The 15056-nt window shown below is 71.9% G+C and carries 17 protein-coding genes; 11 read left to right on the forward strand and 6 right to left on the reverse strand.

Annotated features, from left to right (window positions below):
* The first annotated feature begins 21 nt into the window (after positions 1–21).
* The 7 genes from Q7T15_RS00855 to groL all read left to right on the forward strand — a co-directional run bounded on the left by Q7T15_RS00855 (position 22) and on the right by groL (position 5700).
* Positions 22–489 (forward strand): GNAT family N-acetyltransferase, encoded by a 468-nt coding sequence (locus Q7T15_RS00855; protein WP_304692324.1) that lies wholly within the window; start codon positions 22–24, stop codon positions 487–489.
* A gap of 27 nt (positions 490–516) precedes the next feature.
* Entirely contained in the window at positions 517–1503 is a 987-nt protein-coding gene (locus Q7T15_RS00860) for a DUF2332 family protein (RefSeq protein ID WP_304692326.1), read from the forward strand.
* Positions 1504–1558: 55 nt separating this feature from the next.
* Positions 1559–1825 (forward strand): DUF3263 domain-containing protein, encoded by a 267-nt coding sequence (locus Q7T15_RS00865; RefSeq protein WP_304692328.1) that lies wholly within the window; start codon positions 1559–1561, stop codon positions 1823–1825.
* Positions 1826–1900: 75 nt separating this feature from the next.
* Positions 1901–2449, forward strand: coding sequence for a LytR C-terminal domain-containing protein (locus tag Q7T15_RS00870; protein ID WP_304692330.1), 549 nt, complete (start codon positions 1901–1903; stop codon positions 2447–2449).
* 166 nt (positions 2450–2615) lie between these two features.
* Positions 2616–2819 carry a cold-shock protein gene (locus Q7T15_RS00875; protein WP_304692332.1) on the forward strand — a complete coding sequence of 68 codons (204 nt, stop codon included), beginning with the start codon at positions 2616–2618 and terminating at the stop codon, positions 2817–2819.
* Between the two features lie 59 nt (positions 2820–2878).
* Positions 2879–3937 (forward strand): DUF3048 domain-containing protein, encoded by a 1059-nt coding sequence (locus Q7T15_RS00880; protein WP_304692334.1) that lies wholly within the window; start codon positions 2879–2881, stop codon positions 3935–3937.
* Between the two features lie 134 nt (positions 3938–4071).
* Positions 4072–5700 carry a chaperonin GroEL gene (groL, locus tag Q7T15_RS00885; protein WP_304692336.1) on the forward strand — a complete coding sequence of 543 codons (1629 nt, stop codon included), beginning with the start codon at positions 4072–4074 and terminating at the stop codon, positions 5698–5700.
* Positions 5701–5858: 158 nt separating this feature from the next.
* Here the strand turns inward: groL and Q7T15_RS00890 are convergent, their stop codons facing one another.
* Genes Q7T15_RS00890 through Q7T15_RS00900 form a run of 3 tightly spaced genes read right to left on the reverse strand, consistent with a single transcriptional unit; the run spans position 5859 to position 8645 of the window.
* Positions 5859–6149 carry a WXG100 family type VII secretion target gene (locus tag Q7T15_RS00890; protein WP_304692338.1) on the reverse strand — a complete coding sequence of 97 codons (291 nt, stop codon included), beginning with the start codon at positions 6147–6149 and terminating at the stop codon, positions 5859–5861.
* Between the two features lie 53 nt (positions 6150–6202).
* Positions 6203–7924: a cell wall metabolism sensor histidine kinase WalK gene (locus Q7T15_RS00895; protein WP_304692339.1), complete on the reverse strand. Its 1722-nt coding sequence runs from the start codon at positions 7922–7924 to the stop codon at positions 6203–6205.
* Positions 7925–7952: 28 nt separating this feature from the next.
* On the reverse strand, positions 7953–8645 hold the full coding sequence (locus Q7T15_RS00900; RefSeq protein ID WP_055896996.1) for a response regulator transcription factor: 693 nt from the start codon (positions 8643–8645) through the stop codon (positions 7953–7955).
* Between the two features lie 138 nt (positions 8646–8783).
* Here Q7T15_RS00900 and Q7T15_RS00905 point away from each other — a divergent pair, with 138 nt between their 5' ends.
* Both Q7T15_RS00905 and Q7T15_RS00910 read left to right on the forward strand, forming a co-directional pair.
* The gene (locus Q7T15_RS00905) at positions 8784–9500 is read left to right on the forward strand and encodes an alpha/beta fold hydrolase (RefSeq protein ID WP_304692343.1); all 717 of its coding nucleotides are present in this window, start codon (positions 8784–8786) and stop codon (positions 9498–9500) included.
* A 139-nt stretch (positions 9501–9639) separates the two neighbouring features.
* A complete protein-coding gene (locus Q7T15_RS00910) occupies positions 9640–9930 on the forward strand; it encodes a hypothetical protein (RefSeq protein ID WP_304692345.1) in 291 nt (96 codons plus the stop codon).
* Positions 9931–9936: 6 nt separating this feature from the next.
* Here the strand turns inward: Q7T15_RS00910 and Q7T15_RS00915 are convergent, their stop codons facing one another.
* Genes Q7T15_RS00915 through Q7T15_RS00925 form a run of 3 tightly spaced genes read right to left on the reverse strand, consistent with a single transcriptional unit; the run spans position 9937 to position 13772 of the window.
* A complete protein-coding gene (locus tag Q7T15_RS00915) occupies positions 9937–11586 on the reverse strand; it encodes a DNA repair helicase XPB (protein WP_304692347.1) in 1650 nt (549 codons plus the stop codon).
* 46 nt (positions 11587–11632) lie between these two features.
* The gene (locus Q7T15_RS00920) at positions 11633–13534 is read right to left on the reverse strand and encodes a helicase-associated domain-containing protein (protein ID WP_304692349.1); all 1902 of its coding nucleotides are present in this window, start codon (positions 13532–13534) and stop codon (positions 11633–11635) included.
* A complete protein-coding gene (locus Q7T15_RS00925; RefSeq protein ID WP_304692351.1) occupies positions 13521–13772 on the reverse strand; it encodes a multidrug ABC transporter ATPase in 252 nt (83 codons plus the stop codon). The genes Q7T15_RS00920 and Q7T15_RS00925 overlap by 14 nt, the downstream gene beginning before the upstream one ends.
* Positions 13773–13900: 128 nt before the next feature.
* Between Q7T15_RS00925 and Q7T15_RS00930 the strand changes: the two genes are divergently transcribed.
* Together Q7T15_RS00930 and Q7T15_RS00935 are read left to right on the forward strand one after the other, a co-directional pair.
* The gene (locus Q7T15_RS00930; protein ID WP_304692352.1) at positions 13901–14281 is read left to right on the forward strand and encodes a cold-shock protein; all 381 of its coding nucleotides are present in this window, start codon (positions 13901–13903) and stop codon (positions 14279–14281) included.
* A complete protein-coding gene (locus Q7T15_RS00935; protein WP_304692354.1) occupies positions 14274–14894 on the forward strand; it encodes a DUF3027 domain-containing protein in 621 nt (206 codons plus the stop codon). Before Q7T15_RS00930 ends, Q7T15_RS00935 begins: the two co-directional genes overlap by 8 nt.
* Positions 14895–15056 lie beyond the last annotated feature (162 nt).

Below are 15056 nucleotides of genomic sequence, written 5' to 3' on the forward strand. Positions count from 1 at the left end.
TCTCTCATTAAACTCGACGTCGTGGCGGACTCTTCCCCGATCCAGCGTTCCTGGAGCCAGATGACGCCCGATGACGCCTTCGAGATCTTCGCCCTCCGCACGAGCGTCTTCTACCTCGAGCAGCGCATCGACGAGGAGGAGCTCGACGAGCGCGACCGCGACCCGTCGACGCTGCACGTCTGGATCCGCGACGATTCCGGCGTCGCGAGCTATCTGCGCGTCCTCCTCAACGACGAGCCCCGTCCCGGTGACGCGGATGCCCGGCGCCTCATCGGCCGCGTCGTCACCCGCGCCGACCGCCGAGGCCAGGGCCTGAGCCGGCGCCTGCTCGAGCACGTCATCGCGCAGTTCGGCGCCGAGCCGATGGCTCTGCACAGCCAGAGCCACGTCCAGCCGCTGTACGCCGCGGTCGGCTTCGAGCCGTACGGCGACGAGTACCTCGAGGCGGGCATCCCGCACATCGGGATGCGCCGCGCGCCGACCGCCTGACCGCACCGCGTCTGCCAGGATTCGAGCGTGATCTCGACCGCCGAGAGGTACCGCCGCTTCGCCCGCGAGGCCGCTCCGCGCTCGCCGATCTACGCCGCGTGGTCGGAGGCGATCGCGGGCGACGACGAGCTCCTCGCTCTCATCGACACCCTGCCCGTCGCCGACCGGCAGCCCGTGCTCGTGCTCACCGCGGCGCGCTTCACCGGACTGAGCCCGCGCGGCGACGTGCGCACCTGGCTCGAGGGGGAGTGGGACGCCGTCGCCGCCATCGCCCGCGCCCGCGCGACGCAGACCAACGACCCTCGCCGAACCGGCCCCCTCATCGCGGCGCTGCAGGGCATCCCCGGGCCGATCGCCCTGCTCGAGGTCGGCGCCTCGGCGGGGCTGGGCCTCCTCGCCGACCGCTACAGCCACGTCTTCGCCGGACCGTCGGGCGAGATGCGGATCGACCCGCTCGACGGGCCCTCGACCCTCGAGCTGCGCTGCGAGCTCGGCGCGGGCGTCCCGCTTCCGGCGCGGATGCCCGACATCGTCTGGCGCGCCGGTCTCGACCGCGCCCCCCTCCGCCTCGATCGCGCCGACGACGAGCGCTGGCTGCGCACGCTCGTGTGGCCCGAGGAGCGGGCGCGGGCCGCGCAGCTCGACGCGGCGATCGGCATCGGGCGCGAGCATCCGCCGCACCTCGTCGCCGCCGACGCGGTCGACGGGGTCGCCGCGCTCGCCGCCCACGCGCCCGCCGACGCGACGCTCGTGGTGTGGAGCCCGGCCGTCCTCGTCTACCTCGCGCCGCCCGAGCGGGAGCGCTTCGCGCGGATCGTCGCGGACCTCCCGGGGCACTGGATCTCGCTCGACGGGCGCCGCGTGCTCTCCGAGGTGGGCGCGCGCGCCGAGCGGAGCCTCCCGGGCGCCGACGGCGACTTCCTGCTCAGCGGCGACGGGCATCCCCTCGCGATCGTGAGCCCGCACGGCGAGCGCATCGACCGGTGGGCGGCCGCCGACGCGACAGCCGAGTGAGCCGGTCGCGCGCGTCACGACCGGCTCCGAGCCGGGGCGGGCCTAGCATTCGAGCGTGACCACCGTGCCCGACCCCGAGCGCATCGCGAGCGTGCTCGAGTTCGAGCGCCGCTGGTGGGGCGGCGCGACGGGTCGCAAGGAGGTCCGCATCCGCCAGGAGTTCGGCTGGAGCCCCGCCCGGTACTATCAGGTGCTGAACGCCCTCCTCGACGAGGAGGCCGCCGTGCGCTACGACCCCGTGCTCGTCGGCCGGCTGCGCGAGGTGCGCGCCACCCGCGCCGAGCTGCGCCGCACGCGCCGTCCCGGCACCGGGGCCGCCTGAGCCCCGCCCGCCGCGTTCACCGTCCCCCGCGCCGACCACGACCCTCGCCCACCCGCCCCGGAGGCAGCCGACAGCATGGCCGAGTACCCGAGCGATCGCTTCGACGACGTGCCTGCCGAGCTCGGCCGCGTCGGCGCCCACCGCGCTCCCGCCCCGCGCTCGCGCGGAGGGGTGATCGCGGGCGTCATCGCCCTCGCGACGGGGATGCTCGTGGGGCTCGGTCTGCTGGCCCTGCAGGTCATCGACAGCGGCCTCGATCTCGGCACGCCGCCCCCCGTCGCCCAGCCGCCCGGCGAGCCCGAGCCCGAGGTCACGCCGGTGACCGACCCGGCGACCGTGCAGCTGCCGGAGGGATTCACGATCACGGTGCTCAACGGCGCCGGCATCGCCGGGCTCGGTCAGTCGAGCGCCGATGTGCTGACAGACGCGGACTGGCCCGTCGGCGCCGTCACGAACGCAGCCTCCTCCGACATCGAGACGACGACCGTCTACTACTCGAACCCCGCCGACGAGGGGATCGCCCTCGGCATGGTCGAGCTGCTCGGGCTCGGCACGATCGAGCTCTCCGACGCCTTCGCGGGGGCTCCCATCACCGTCGTCGTCGGGGCCGACGCCGCCGGCTGAGCCCGCCGCGGCCCGACGGCGGACCGCGGTCGGCACGGCATCGGTGAACGCCGTGTTTCGCGCGCGCGACCGTCGTGAGACGGTCCGCCGAGAATGACGGGAATCCCTGGTGCGGGCGCGTTCTGCTGGGTTAGCATCGCGCTCGTCCGCACAGCAGGGAGTCTCCATGGCCAGTGGCACCGTCAAGTGGTTCAACGCCGAGAAGGGTTTCGGGTTCATCACCCTCGAGGGAGGCGGGAGCGACGTCTTCGTCCACTACTCCTCCATCGACATGCCCGGTTTCAAGGTGCTGGAGGAGGGCCAGGCGGTGACGTTCGAGGTCGGGGCCGGCGCTAAGGGCCCCCAGGCGGAGGGCGTGCGCCCCGCCTGAGCGCGGCTCGCCCGATCCCGCTGCGGCCCTGATCGCCATCCCGGGGTTATCGTGACGAAATGCACCGCCTCGCTCGTCGGTCCCCGTCCGCCCTCGTCGCGCTGAGCGCCGTCGCCGCGCTCCTCGTCGGGTGCGTCGGCGAGCCCGAGCCGGCTCCGGTCTCGACGAGCGCCGCGCCCCCGCCGGCGCCGGAGCCCGCGTTCACCTCGACCTACGTCGCGCCCGCGGACTTCGACCTCGCGCCGCTCACGGGCGAGCGCATCGCGGTCGGCGGGCTCGCCTCGCCGTCGCTCGCGGCGAAGATCGACAACCACCCGCTCGCGCGTCCGCAGCTCGGAATCGACCGCGCCGACATCGTCTTCGAGGAGCTCGTCGAGGGCGGCCTGACGCGCTACGTCGCGGTGTGGCACTCGGACGTCCCCGCCGAGATCGGCCCGATCCGCTCCATCCGTCCGATGGACCCGGACATCGTCTCGCCGCTGCGCGGGATCATCGCCTACTCCGGAGGCCAGCAGCGCTTCGTCGACATGATGCGCGCGACCGACGTCTACAACGCGATCCACGGTCAGCCGGACACGAGCGCGGTCATGTTCCGCGGTCGCAATGCACCGTCGCCTCACAACGTCATCGTCCGCGCGCCGCAGCTCATCGCGCAGCACGCCGAGCTCGCCGCCCCGCAGCAGCACTTCGCCTACGCCACCGACGCGGCCTCAGCGTCCGCCGGCCGCGACGGGGCTTCCGCGGCGGGCGTCTCGCTCGTCTTCGGCTCGCTCGCGACGCCGTCGTGGGCGTGGGATGCGGCCTCCGCCGCATGGCTGCGCAGCATGACCGGCGGCGCGCCCGACGTCGCGGCCGGCGGCACGCGCCTGTCGGCGGTCAACCTCGTCATCCTGCGCGTCCCCGTCGCCGTGATCCAGGTCATCCCCACCACGCAGATGATCGGCAGCGGCGAGGCGTGGGTCCTGTCGGGCGGGAAGGCTCTGAAGGTCACGTGGAGCAAGGCCGACCGGAACGCCCCCGTGCGTCTCGTCGACGCGAACGGGCTGGCGGTCCGTCTTGCCCCGGGGAACACCTGGGTCGAGCTCGTCCCCACGGCCGGCTCCGTCGCGATCCGCTGACGCGCGGCCGCCGCGGCCGCTCCCCTCGGCTTGCACTCGCTCTACGAGAGTGCCAGAATCGCTGTTAGCACTCCGGTTCTGCGAGTGCCAGAAGCTACCGTACGTACTGCGTCCGGGAGGGACGAAAGACACACATGGCTAAGATCATCGCTTTCAACGAAGAGGCCCGTCGCGGCCTCGAGCGCGGCCTCAACATCCTGGCCGACGCGGTCAAGGTGACGCTCGGCCCGCGCGGCCGCAACGTCGTCCTCGAGAAGAAGTGGGGCGCCCCCACCATCACGAACGACGGCGTCTCCATCGCCAAGGAAATCGAGCTCGACGACCCGTACGAGAAGATCGGCGCCGAGCTGGTCAAGGAGGTCGCCAAGAAGACCGACGACGTCGCCGGTGACGGCACGACCACCTCGGTCGTCCTCGCCCAGGCGCTCGTCCGCGAGGGCCTCCGCAACGTCGCCGCGGGCGCCGACCCCATCAGCCTCAAGCGCGGCATCGAGAAGGCCGTCGCTGCCGTCTCGGAGCAGCTGCTCAAGAACGCCAAGGAGGTCGAGACCAAGGAGGAGATCGCTGCGACCGCGAGCATCTCCGCCGCCGACCCCGAGATCGGCGCGCTCATCGCCGAGGCGATCGACAAGGTCGGCAAGGAGGGCGTCGTCACCGTCGAGGAGTCGAACACCTTCGGCACCGAGCTCGAGCTCACGGAGGGCATGCGCTTCGACAAGGGCTACCTGTCGGCGTACTTCGTCACGGACCCGGAGCGCCAGGAGGCGGTCTTCGAGGACCCGTACATCCTCATCGTCAACGGCAAGATCTCGGCGATCAAGGACCTCCTTCCCGTCGTCGACAAGGTGATCCAGAGCGGCAAGCAGCTGCTCATCATCGCGGAGGACGTCGAGGGCGAGGCCCTCGCGACGCTCGTCGTCAACAAGATCCGCGGCATCTTCAAGTCGGTCGCCGTGAAGGCCCCCGGCTTCGGCGACCGCCGCAAGGCCATGCTCCAGGACATCGCGATCCTCACCGGCGGCCAGGTCATCAGCGAGGAGGTCGGTCTCAAGCTCGAGAACGCGACCCTCGACCTGCTCGGTCGCGCCCGCAAGGTCGTCATCACCAAGGACGAGACCACGATCGTCGTGGGCGCCGGCGAGGCCGACGCGATCGCCGGTCGTGTGAAGCAGATCCGTGCCGAGATCGAGAACACCGACTCGGACTACGACCGCGAGAAGCTCCAGGAGCGCCTCGCCAAGCTCGCCGGCGGCGTCGCCGTCATCAAGGCGGGTGCCGCGACGGAGGTCGAGCTCAAGGAGCGCAAGCACCGCATCGAGGACGCCGTCCGCAACGCGAAGGCGGCCGTCGAGGAGGGCATCGTCGCCGGTGGTGGCGTCGCGCTCATCCAGGCCGGCAAGCTCGCCTTCGAGTCCGACGCCCTCACGGGCCTCGTCGGCGACGAGGCGACCGGCGCGAACATCGTGCGCGTCGCGATCGACTCGCCCCTCAAGCAGATCGCGCTCAACGCCGGTCTCGAGCCGGGCGTCGTCGCCGACAAGGTGCGCCACCTCCCGGTGGGCCACGGTCTCAACGCCGCCACGGGCGAGTACGTCGACATGCTCGGCGCCGGCATCGCCGACCCGGTGAAGGTCACGCGCTCCGCGCTGCTCAACGCCGCGTCGATCGCCGGTCTCTTCCTCACCACGGAGGCCGTCGTCGCCGACAAGCCCGAGAAGCACCCCGCCCCCATGGGCGACCCGTCGGGCGGCATGGACTTCTAGTCCGCAGTCGTCTCACGAGACACGAGAACGGGGCGGTTCCCTTCGGGGAGCCGCCCCGTTCCGCGTCTGCGGGCGCGCGCCGGGCGGGTGCTCCCGGTCGCGCCCGCGGTCGAGGCCGCGGGGGATCGCGCGTCGGGTCGCGCGTCGACCTCGAACGATCAGCGCGAGAACAGCCTCGCGTTCGCCTGCTCGATCTCGGCGTAGTGCTGACCGGCGCTGCCGAGCGCCTCGGTGAGGGCCGCGAGCGTCTGCTCGATGCGCTGCTGCGTGGCCGTCCACTCGCCCACGAGCGACTGGAACGCCGTCGCGGCCGATCCCTGCCACGAGCCCTGCAGCGCGCCGAGCTGGCCGCTGAGCGACGCGACCTCGGCCTGCAGCCGTCCGATCGAGGCGCGGGCCGCGCCCGTCGCGCTGATGATCGCGTCGCTGTCGACCTGATAGCGGGTCATGAGTGCCTCCTGAGCTCGGTGCGGCGGAGCGTGCCCCCGCCGACGCGAGCAGGTTAGGAGGCCGAGGCGCCGCCGCGCGGCGCCGAGTCGCCGCCCGCGGAGAGCGACGTGCGACGCGGGTTGGGGAGGAGCGGCAGCGAGACCATGAAGGTGGCGCCTCCTCCCGGGGTGTCGAGCACGTCGATGCGCCCGCCGTGCTGGTTGACGATCGAGGCGACGATCGCGAGCCCGAGCCCCGACCCTCCCGTGTCGCGCGTGCGCGAGGAGTCGGCTCGGAAGAACCGCTGGAAGATCTTCTCCTTGAGCGCCGCCGGGATCCCCTCGCCGTGATCCACGATCGAGATCGTCCCCATGCTGCGCGCGCGATCGATGCCCACGACGAGCTCGATGGGCGACCCGGCCGACGTGAATCGCATCGCGTTCCCGACGAGGTTCGTCACGACCTGACGGATCTTGTTCTCGTCGCCGAGCACGACGGCCTCGGCGGCGGGCAGCTCGGGGACGGCCAGCTCGAGCGACGGCTCGGCCGCGGGAGCGGCGGCGCGGCCCCGTCGCCCGCGCAGGCGGGCGATCGCGGCGATGGCCGCGGTGCTCAAGGACGAGGTGGTGGGCTCGGGTGCGGGCGCGGGCTCCGGACGGGCATCCGTCGCCGATGTCGCGGGGGATGCGGCAGCCTCGTCGACCGCGACCGTCACCTCGCGATCGGGGGCGCCGGCCATCGCATCGAGGGCCGCGTCGCGCGCGAGCGGCACGAGGTCGACGGGGCCGGCCTCGAGCGGCTTGGACTCGTCGAGGCGCGCGAGCTCGAGGAGGTCGGAGACGAGCGCGCCCATGCGGATCGCCTCCTTCTCGATGCGCTCCATCGCCTGGGCGACGTCCTCGGGCTTCTGGATGGCTCCCATGCGGTAGAGCTCGGCGTAGCCGCGGAGGGAGACGAGAGGGGTGCGCAGCTCGTGACTCGCGTCGCCGACGAAGCGGCGCATCTGATCGATCGTCGCCGCGCGATCGGCGAAGGCGCGATCGATGCGCGAGAGCATCGTGTTGAGCGAGCGGCTGAGGCGGCCGACCTCGGTGTTGGGGGTCGCTCCGCCGAGGCGCTGGCTGAAGTCGCCGCCCGCGAAGCGCGCCGCGGTCGCCTCGACGTCGCGCAGCGGTCGGAAGGTCGAGGTCACCAGCAGGCGGGTGAGGGCCGCGCTCACGATGACGGCGACGATGCCAAAGCCGAGGAAGATCGAGGCGAATGATCCGATGATGCCGTTCGTCTCGTTGAGGTCGGCGCCGATGACGAGGGTCGCCCGCATGGGGTCGCCCTCCTCCTCGTCGAGCAGCGTCAGGGAGAAGGGCGCGAGCCGCCACTGAGCGGTCCGGTCGGTGCTCGCGACGGTGATGCCCTCGCCGTACCGGCCGTCGATCGCGTCGAAGCTCAACCTGCTGACGTCCGGCGCCTGCCCGAGCTGGCTCGCATCGACGTTGTCGACGAGGACGTCGCCGTCGGCGTCGACGGCGGCGAAGTAGAACGGGCTCGAGAACACCGAGCCGGTCAGGTCGCTGAAGTCGTCGAAGTCGTCGATCGAGAGCCGGTCGGGGGCCTGCGGCAGCTCGGTCGCGGCCTGGCGCAGCTGCCGATCGACCTCGCCGACGAGGGTCTGCTGCAGCACCGTGAGCGTGCCCATGCCGACGACCAGAAGCCCCACCGTCACGACGAGGACGGTGACGCCCGTGATCTTGGATCGGAGGGAGATGCCCTCCCACCACTGGCTCAGCTGCTCATGCATCGCGCACGACGGCGCCCGTCGGCACGGTCTAGGCCTTCGCGGCCTTCAGCATGTAGCCGAAGCCGCGCTTGGTCTGGATGAGCGGCTCGTCGGTGTGCTGGTCGAGCTTGCGGCGCAGGTACGAGATGTAGCTCTCGACGATGCCGGCGTCGCCGTTGAAGTCGTACTCCCACACGTGGTCGAGGATCTGCGCCTTCGACAGCACCCGGTTGGGGTTGAGCATGAGGTAGCGCAGGAGCTTGAACTCGGTGGGGCTGAGCTCGATGACGGCGTCGCCGACGGTGACCTCGTGCGTGTCCTGGTCCATCGTGAGCTCGCCCGTGCGGATGATCGCGTCGTCCTCCTCCTGCATCGTGCGGCGGAGAATCGCCTTGATGCGAGCGACGATCTCGTCGAGGCTGAAAGGCTTGGTGACGTAGTCGTCGCCGCCGACGGTCAGACCCATGATCTTGTCGTCGGTGTCGTCCTTGGCGGTGAGGAAGAGGATCGGGCTCGTGTACCCGCTCGAGCGGAGGCGCTTTGTCACCCCGAAGCCGTTGATGTCGGGGAGCATGACGTCGAGGATGATCAGGTCGGGCTCCTCCTCGAGCACCGCCGAGATCGCCTGGGCGCCGTTGCCGACCGCGCGCACCATGAAGCCCGCGAAGCGGAGCGAGGTGGTGAGGAGGTCGCGAATATTGGGTTCGTCGTCGACGATGAGGATCTTCGGTCCATCAGCCATGGCATCAGTATCTGCGCGTCCGTTGCGAGTTTCCTGAACGCCGCGCCGATGGTCTCAGAGCGGGATGCCCGACTCGGGCCGGAGCGCGCTGTGAGTCGCCCGGGCGCGAGTGTCGGCGCACCGCTCTAAATTCTCCGCATGGACATCGTGCTCATTCCCGGTTTCTGGCTCGACGGCGACTCGTGGAGCACGGTGACGCCGCCGCTGGCGGCCGCCGGCCACCGCGTTCACCCGCTCACCCTGCCCGGCAAGGAGGCTGAGCCCGCACCGCACGGCGGCATCGGCCTGCAGACTCACATCGACGCGGTCGTCGCCGAGCTCGACGCGCTCGCGGCCGCCGGCGCGACTCCCGTCGCCCTCGTCGGCCACAGCGGCGGTGCGGCGATCGTGTGGGGCGCATCGGATGCGCGGCCCGACCTCGTCGGCCGCCTGGTGTTCGTCGACTCGTTCCCCCTCGGCGACGGCAGCGTCGTCAACGATGAGCTGCCGGTCGAGGGCGACTCGGTGCCGCTGCCCGACTGGGATGTGTTCGAGGAGGCCGATCTGCGCGATCTCGACGACGAGCTGCGGTCGCGCTTCCGTGCCATCTCGGTTGCCGAGCCGGCGGGCGTGGCTCGAGATCCGCTGCGCCTGTCGAACGAGGCGCGGTACCGCATCCCCGCGATGGTCATCGCGTGCGAGTTCCCGGCCTCCGACCTCGAGGGGGCGATCGAGCGCGGGGCGTCGTGGGCCGACGAGCTCGCGCGCCTCGACGTCCTCGAGGTCGTCGAGCTCCCGACCGGGCACTGGCCGCAGCTGACGCGTCCGGTCGCCCTCGGCGAGAGCATCCTCGCCGCGGTCGGGCCCGCACGCTAAGCGGGACGACCGCGCTCGCACGGCCGACCTCCACGACGATCGACCTTCGAGGCATAATCACGGAATGGAATCCTCGGTGCACCACGCCCCGCCCCGTGCGCGTAGGTCAGGCACGTCGCATCGCTGGCTCATCGGGCCGATGGCCGCGATGCTGCTCGCCATCGCAGCCCTGCTCGGTGTCATGGTCGGGCCGCGGGCATGCGGTCTCGTCTATCCCGCGTCTGCCTCATGCTTCGCCGGGCAGTTCGACGCTGCGCTCACTCTCTGGATCCTGAGCATCGCCGTGGTCGGCGTCACCGTCGTCGCGATCGGAGCTTTCGTACCGCTCGCTCGTCGCGCCATCTCCATAGCGGGCGCGACTCTCATTGCCGGTTCCACTCTCACGCTGATCGTGGTCCGTGTCGCACTATTCGGGCCGGTCGGCGGATGATGCGCGCTACGCGGCCTCGCCGATCGAGGTCGCGTCCATGATCGTGTAGCTGTAGCCCTGCTCGGCGAGGAACCTCTGGCGGTTCTGCGCGAAGTCCTGGTCGACGGTGTCGCGCGCGACGAGCGTGTAGAAGTGCGCGGGCAGCCCGCTCTCCTTCGGGCGCAGCAGACGGCCGAGGCGCTGGGCCTCCTCCTGGCGCGAGCCGAACGAGCCCGACACCTGGATCGCGACCGTCGCCTCGGGCAGGTCGACCGAGAAGTTGGCGACCTTCGACACCACGAGCACGGGGGTCTCGCCGACCCGGAACTCCTGGAACAGGCGCTCGCGCTCGTCGACGGGTGTCGAGCCGGTGAGCTGCGGCACCCCGAGCGCCTCGCTCAGCTCGTCGATCTGGTCGAGGTACTGACCGATGATGAGGATGCGCTCGCCCTCGTGCTGGGCGACGAGCTGCTTCACGACCTCGAGCTTCGCCGGCGCGGTCGCGGCGAGCCGGTAGCGCTGGTCGTCGGCGCTCGCCGCGTACTCGAGCCGCTCGCTCGCGGGAAGGTCCACGCGAACCTCGTAGCAAGAGGCGGGGGAGATGTAGCCCTGCGCCTCGATCTCCTTCCACGGGGCGTCGAAGCGCTTTGGCCCGATGAGGCTGAACACGTCGCCCTCGCGGCCGTCCTCCCGCACGAGCGTCGCGGTGAGGCCGAGGCGTCGGCGGGCCTGCAGCTCGGCGGTGAGCTTGAACACCGGGGCCGGCAGCAGGTGCACCTCGTCGTAGATGACGAGACCCCAGTCGAGCGCGTCGAGGAGCGCGAGGTGGGCGTACTCGCCCTTCCGCTTCGCCGTGAGGATCTGGTAGGTCGCGATCGTGACCGGCTTGATCTCCTTGAGCTGCCCCGAGTACTCGCCGATCTCCTCGGCCGTGAGCGAGGTGCGGCGCAGGAGCTCGTCGCGCCACTGGCGGGCCGAGACCGTGTTCGTCACGAGGATGAGCGTCGTCGTGTCGGCCGCGGCCATCGCGGCGGCGCCGACGAGGGTCTTGCCCGCGCCGCAGGGCAGCACGACGACTCCCGATCCGCCCTCGAAGAAGTGGTCGACGGCGGTCTGCTGGTACGGCCGCATGCTCCAGCCGCTCAGGTCCAGGTCGATCTCGTGCGGGGTGCCCGGGGTGTACCCGGCGAGGTCCTCCGCGGGCCAGCCGATCTTCACGAGCTCCTGCTTGACCTGGCCGCGGGCCCAGGCGGCGAGCTCGAACGCCGAGTGATCGATGCGCCGGGTGAGAAGCGGGGCGACGCGCTTGTTGTGGGCGATCTCGGTCAGCACCGCGGCATCCGTCGAACGGAGCACGAGGTTGCCCTCCTCGTCGCGCACGATGATCAGCCGGCCGTAGCGGCCCACCGTCTCGGTGATGTCGATCGCGACCGACTGCGGCACCGGGAACTTCGCGTACTTCTCGAGAACCGCGAGCATCTCGGCGGCCTCGTGGCCGGCGGCGCGGGCGTTCCAGAGGCCGAGGCGTGTGATCCGGTAGGTGTGCACGTGCTCGGGGGCGCGCTCGAGCTCGGCGAAGACGGCGAGCGCGTGCCGGGCGTCGTCGGCGAGCGGATTGGCGACCTCCAGCAGCACGGTGCGGTCGCTCTGGACGATGAGCGGGCCCTCGGGATTCATAACGGGCCAGTCTAGGTGCGTCGCCTGGGAGGGCCCGACGCGCGCGCTACTCCAGCGGCTCGAGCGCCGTGATGCTCGAGATCGGCAGGGTGCGCTCGACGTCGGCCTGCAGGTCGCGGCCGCGCACGCGCGAGCCGGCGATGCCCGTGGGCTCGAGCTCGAGGATGCGCTCGGTGCCGTCGGGCATCGCGATCGTCGCGCGCACGCCGAGCTTGCCGCGCACCGCGAGCTCCCACTGGCGCGAGACCCAGGCGGCGCCGCTCTCATTGCTCGTCGATGCGGCGGCCTGACGCAGTCGCGCGACGGCGGCGAGCACCGGGTCCTCCGTCGGGGGAGCGGGCGGTCGCGCCGCGCTCGAGCGCGGGCGCTCGGGCGGCAGGGCGCCGTCGTCGGGGGCGGCAGGGTAGCGGGCGTCGATGAGGGTCCAGAGCACGATCGCGGGCTCGACGCGGCTCACGAGCCGGTGCGGCCCGGTGCGGCGAAGACCGAGGGATGCCGTGGCCGCGTCGACGAGGACGGCTTCGAGCATGACGCCGTCGTCGCTCCGCACGCCCGTCCGAGCGCCGAGCGCCGTGCTCTCGTCATGGTCGAGCGCGCCGACGCGCACCGCGCCGTAGCGCCGCGCGGTTTCGCGGACGAGGTACTCGAGCGGCTGCGGCACGCCCGTGAGCGAGATGTCGTGGAGGAACTTCACGAGGGTGTCGGCGGTCTCGCCGAGGGCGATCGCGCGCGTCACCGACTCCTGCGTGACGCGATAGCGACCGGCGAGCCCCGCGGCCTCCATGACGGCCACGCGGCGCAGGCGTTCGTCGAGCGCGCCCGCGAGCGGGCCGGGCGAGACGATCGTGAGGTCGTGCTGCAGGTAGACCTTGTCGACGGCGGGCGGCACGAGCGGGGCGAGCACCTCGGCGGCCGCCGCGGCCCCGGAGGTCACGAGCGCCGCGCCGATCGATGACGGGCGGCCGTCGGTCGCGATGCCGAGTCGATCGCCCTGGGCGCCGCGCCGGTGCAGGCGGCGCAGCAGGGCATCCCCGCCCGCCGGGTACAGCCAGTCGACGAAGTCGGCGATGCCCTCGCCCCAGCGCGCGTCGACGCGGTCGGCGAGCAGCTCGCGCAGCTCCTCCGGCAGGGCGGATGCCCATGCTGCAGCGAGCGAGGCCCACCGGTCGGCGACGGGGAGGCCCCGCCACTCGTCCACGGTGGGCAGGGGGCGCGTGTGCCCGGCCGAGTCGTCCACGAGCCCGGCGAGGACGGCGAGGTCGAGCAGCACCGGGATCTCGTCGAGCTCGGCGTCGGCGGCGGTCGCGAGGCGCTTGGCCTCGGGCAGCGAGAGCCCCCCCTTCGCGAGGAGGCGCGCGGGGCTCTCCTGGAGGGCGATGAGCAGCTCGGTGACGCGCGTGACCGTCGTGTAGGCCTTCTCGGCGGCGCCGCGGTCGAGGAAGCGGCGGTCGGAGTCATCGACGGGCTCGAGCGCGGGGGGAGCGGGCTCGTCGCGCAGGGCCTCGGTGCTCGGGAGGCCGCGCGCGGGCCAGCTCGCGAGCTCGGCGGCGACGGAGGGCCAGACGAGGACGGCCGGGTCGGCGGCGACGGTGGGCTCCGTCCGACCGTCGGCGGCGTCGCCGAGGGCCACGAGGGCGGCGCGCTCGGCGGGGACGAGATCGTGCAGCAGCGCTACCGGGTCGCGGTCGACGGCGGCAGCGAGGGCGGACAGCGGAAGGCCGTCGGGGTGCTGGGCCGCGGTCGCGATCGCCGCGAGCGCGCGGCGACTGAGGGCGGCGAGGGAGGACGCGACGGTGCCGCCGTCGAGGAGCGCCTCGGCGAGGTCGAAGACGTCACGCAGGCCCGCGGGGCTCACGCCGCGGTCGCGGATCAGGCGAGCGAGGCTCGCGTCATCCCGGTCGCGCAGCCGCGCGGCCAGGGCCAGGGAGGCGGCGCTAGTGCCCGGCATCCCGCGCGGCCCGCCCCCGGCGCACGGCGCTCACGACGAGCAGCGTGATGATGAGGACGAACCCGATGGGCAGGCCGATGAGCGGCAGGACGGTCACGGCGGGCCAGATGCCGACGGTGAAGTCGCCGCGCTCGAGCCCGGAGGCGGTCGCGATGATGACCGCGACGAAGCTCGCGAGGCTCAGCACGATGATGCCGGCGACCATGTAAGCCAGGATGCGCTCCACGCGGTTGGTCATCACGACGGATTCTTCTGGCACGTGACCAGGATAGGTGCCGCCGCCGACGCCGCAGTACCCCCGATCCTGGGGCCGCGGGATCGCGGTATCCTCGAAGGCTGGATCATCCACAGGCGAGGAGTGCGCGCATGCCCACCGGCAAGGTCAAGTTCTACGACCAGGAGAAGGGATTCGGGTTCATCAGCGGCGACGATGGCTCCGAGGTCTTCCTGCACGCCTCCGCGCTGCCCGAGGGGGCGGTCGTCAAGGCCGGCAGCCGGCTCGAGTTCGGGGTGGCCGACGGCAAGCGCGGCGCGCAGGCGCTCTCGGTGCGCGTTCTCGACGCGAAGCCGAGCCTCGTCAAGGCGAACCGCAAGCCCGCCGACGAGATGGCGATCATCGTCGAGGACCTCATCAAGCTGCTCGACAACGTCGGGGGCCGTCTCAAGGGCGGGCGCTACCCCGACGGCGAGCACGGCGCCAAGATCGCGGCCGTGCTGCGTCGCGTGGCGGACGAGCTGGATGCCTGAGTCGGTCGAGAGCGCCGCTCCCGGGCGCGCCGTGCTCGAGCCGCTCGCACGCGAGGCGCTCGGCGAGATCACGAACCCTAAGCACGTCGGCGCGCTGCGCGACGTGACGATCGCCGATGACGTCGCGACCGTGCGCTTCTCGACGACGCAAGGCGGCTACCCCGGCTGGGCGTGGACGGTCAGCATCGCCGTCAACCCCGGCATGGAGCCCGCCATCCTCGAGACCGAGCTCATGCCCGGCGACGGCGCGCTCGTCGCGCCCGACTGGGTGCCGTGGGCCGACCGGCTCGAGGACTACCTCGCGCAGCAGGCCGAGGCCGGCTCCGGCGACGACGCCGACGACGAGGCGGACGACGACGACGAGCACGACGATGACGACCACGAGCTCGACGACGACGTCGACGGGGTCGACATCGACCTGCACGCGGACGACGTCGACGACGACGACGACGAGGATGAAGACCTCGACGACGACGACGAGGACATCGACGACGGCGACCTCGATGACGAGGACGACGACGATGACGACGACCTCGATGACGAGGACGACGACGACGCCGATGAGGACGACATCGACGAGGAGTCCGACGAGGACGACGACTCGGGCCTCTGATCCCGGTCGCCCCGCCGCCCGCTAGCTGTACTCGGCAGGGACGTTGGTGACACAACCGTTGTGAGACAGGGAGACCTCCTGGCTTAGTGGAGCTGTCTAGTTCTTCACTGCCAGGAGGTCTCGTGTCCCACGGTAATGCCCGCTTGAACGTGCGTGGCAGGC

This window comes from Microcella sp., assembly GCF_030645145.1.
GTDB lineage: Bacteria > Actinomycetota > Actinomycetes > Actinomycetales > Microbacteriaceae > Microcella.

What these genes read in the sequence shown, in the direction of transcription:
- Q7T15_RS00870 (WP_304692330.1), top strand. Translation starts at nt 1,901, where the DNA reads ATGGCCGAGTACCCGAGCGATCGCTTCGACGACGTGCCTGCCGAGCTC.
- Q7T15_RS00875 (WP_304692332.1), top strand. Translation starts at nt 2,616, where the DNA reads ATGGCCAGTGGCACCGTCAAGTGGTTCAACGCCGAGAAGGGTTTCGGG.
- Q7T15_RS00880 (WP_304692334.1), top strand. Translation starts at nt 2,879, where the DNA reads ATGCACCGCCTCGCTCGTCGGTCCCCGTCCGCCCTCGTCGCGCTGAGC.
- groL (WP_304692336.1), top strand. Translation starts at nt 4,072, where the DNA reads ATGGCTAAGATCATCGCTTTCAACGAAGAGGCCCGTCGCGGCCTCGAG.
- Q7T15_RS00890 (WP_304692338.1), bottom strand. Translation starts at nt 6,149, where the DNA reads ATGACCCGCTATCAGGTCGACAGCGACGCGATCATCAGCGCGACGGGC.
- Q7T15_RS00895 (WP_304692339.1), bottom strand. Translation starts at nt 7,924, where the DNA reads ATGCATGAGCAGCTGAGCCAGTGGTGGGAGGGCATCTCCCTCCGATCC.
- Q7T15_RS00900 (WP_055896996.1), bottom strand. Translation starts at nt 8,645, where the DNA reads ATGGCTGATGGACCGAAGATCCTCATCGTCGACGACGAACCCAATATT.
- Q7T15_RS00905 (WP_304692343.1), top strand. Translation starts at nt 8,784, where the DNA reads ATGGACATCGTGCTCATTCCCGGTTTCTGGCTCGACGGCGACTCGTGG.
- Q7T15_RS00910 (WP_304692345.1), top strand. Translation starts at nt 9,640, where the DNA reads ATGGCCGCGATGCTGCTCGCCATCGCAGCCCTGCTCGGTGTCATGGTC.
- Q7T15_RS00915 (WP_304692347.1), bottom strand. Translation starts at nt 11,586, where the DNA reads ATGAATCCCGAGGGCCCGCTCATCGTCCAGAGCGACCGCACCGTGCTG.
- Q7T15_RS00920 (WP_304692349.1), bottom strand. Translation starts at nt 13,534, where the DNA reads ATGCCGGGCACTAGCGCCGCCTCCCTGGCCCTGGCCGCGCGGCTGCGC.
- Q7T15_RS00925 (WP_304692351.1), bottom strand. Translation starts at nt 13,772, where the DNA reads ATGACCAACCGCGTGGAGCGCATCCTGGCTTACATGGTCGCCGGCATC.
- Q7T15_RS00930 (WP_304692352.1), top strand. Translation starts at nt 13,901, where the DNA reads ATGCCCACCGGCAAGGTCAAGTTCTACGACCAGGAGAAGGGATTCGGG.
- Q7T15_RS00935 (WP_304692354.1), top strand. Translation starts at nt 14,274, where the DNA reads ATGCCTGAGTCGGTCGAGAGCGCCGCTCCCGGGCGCGCCGTGCTCGAG.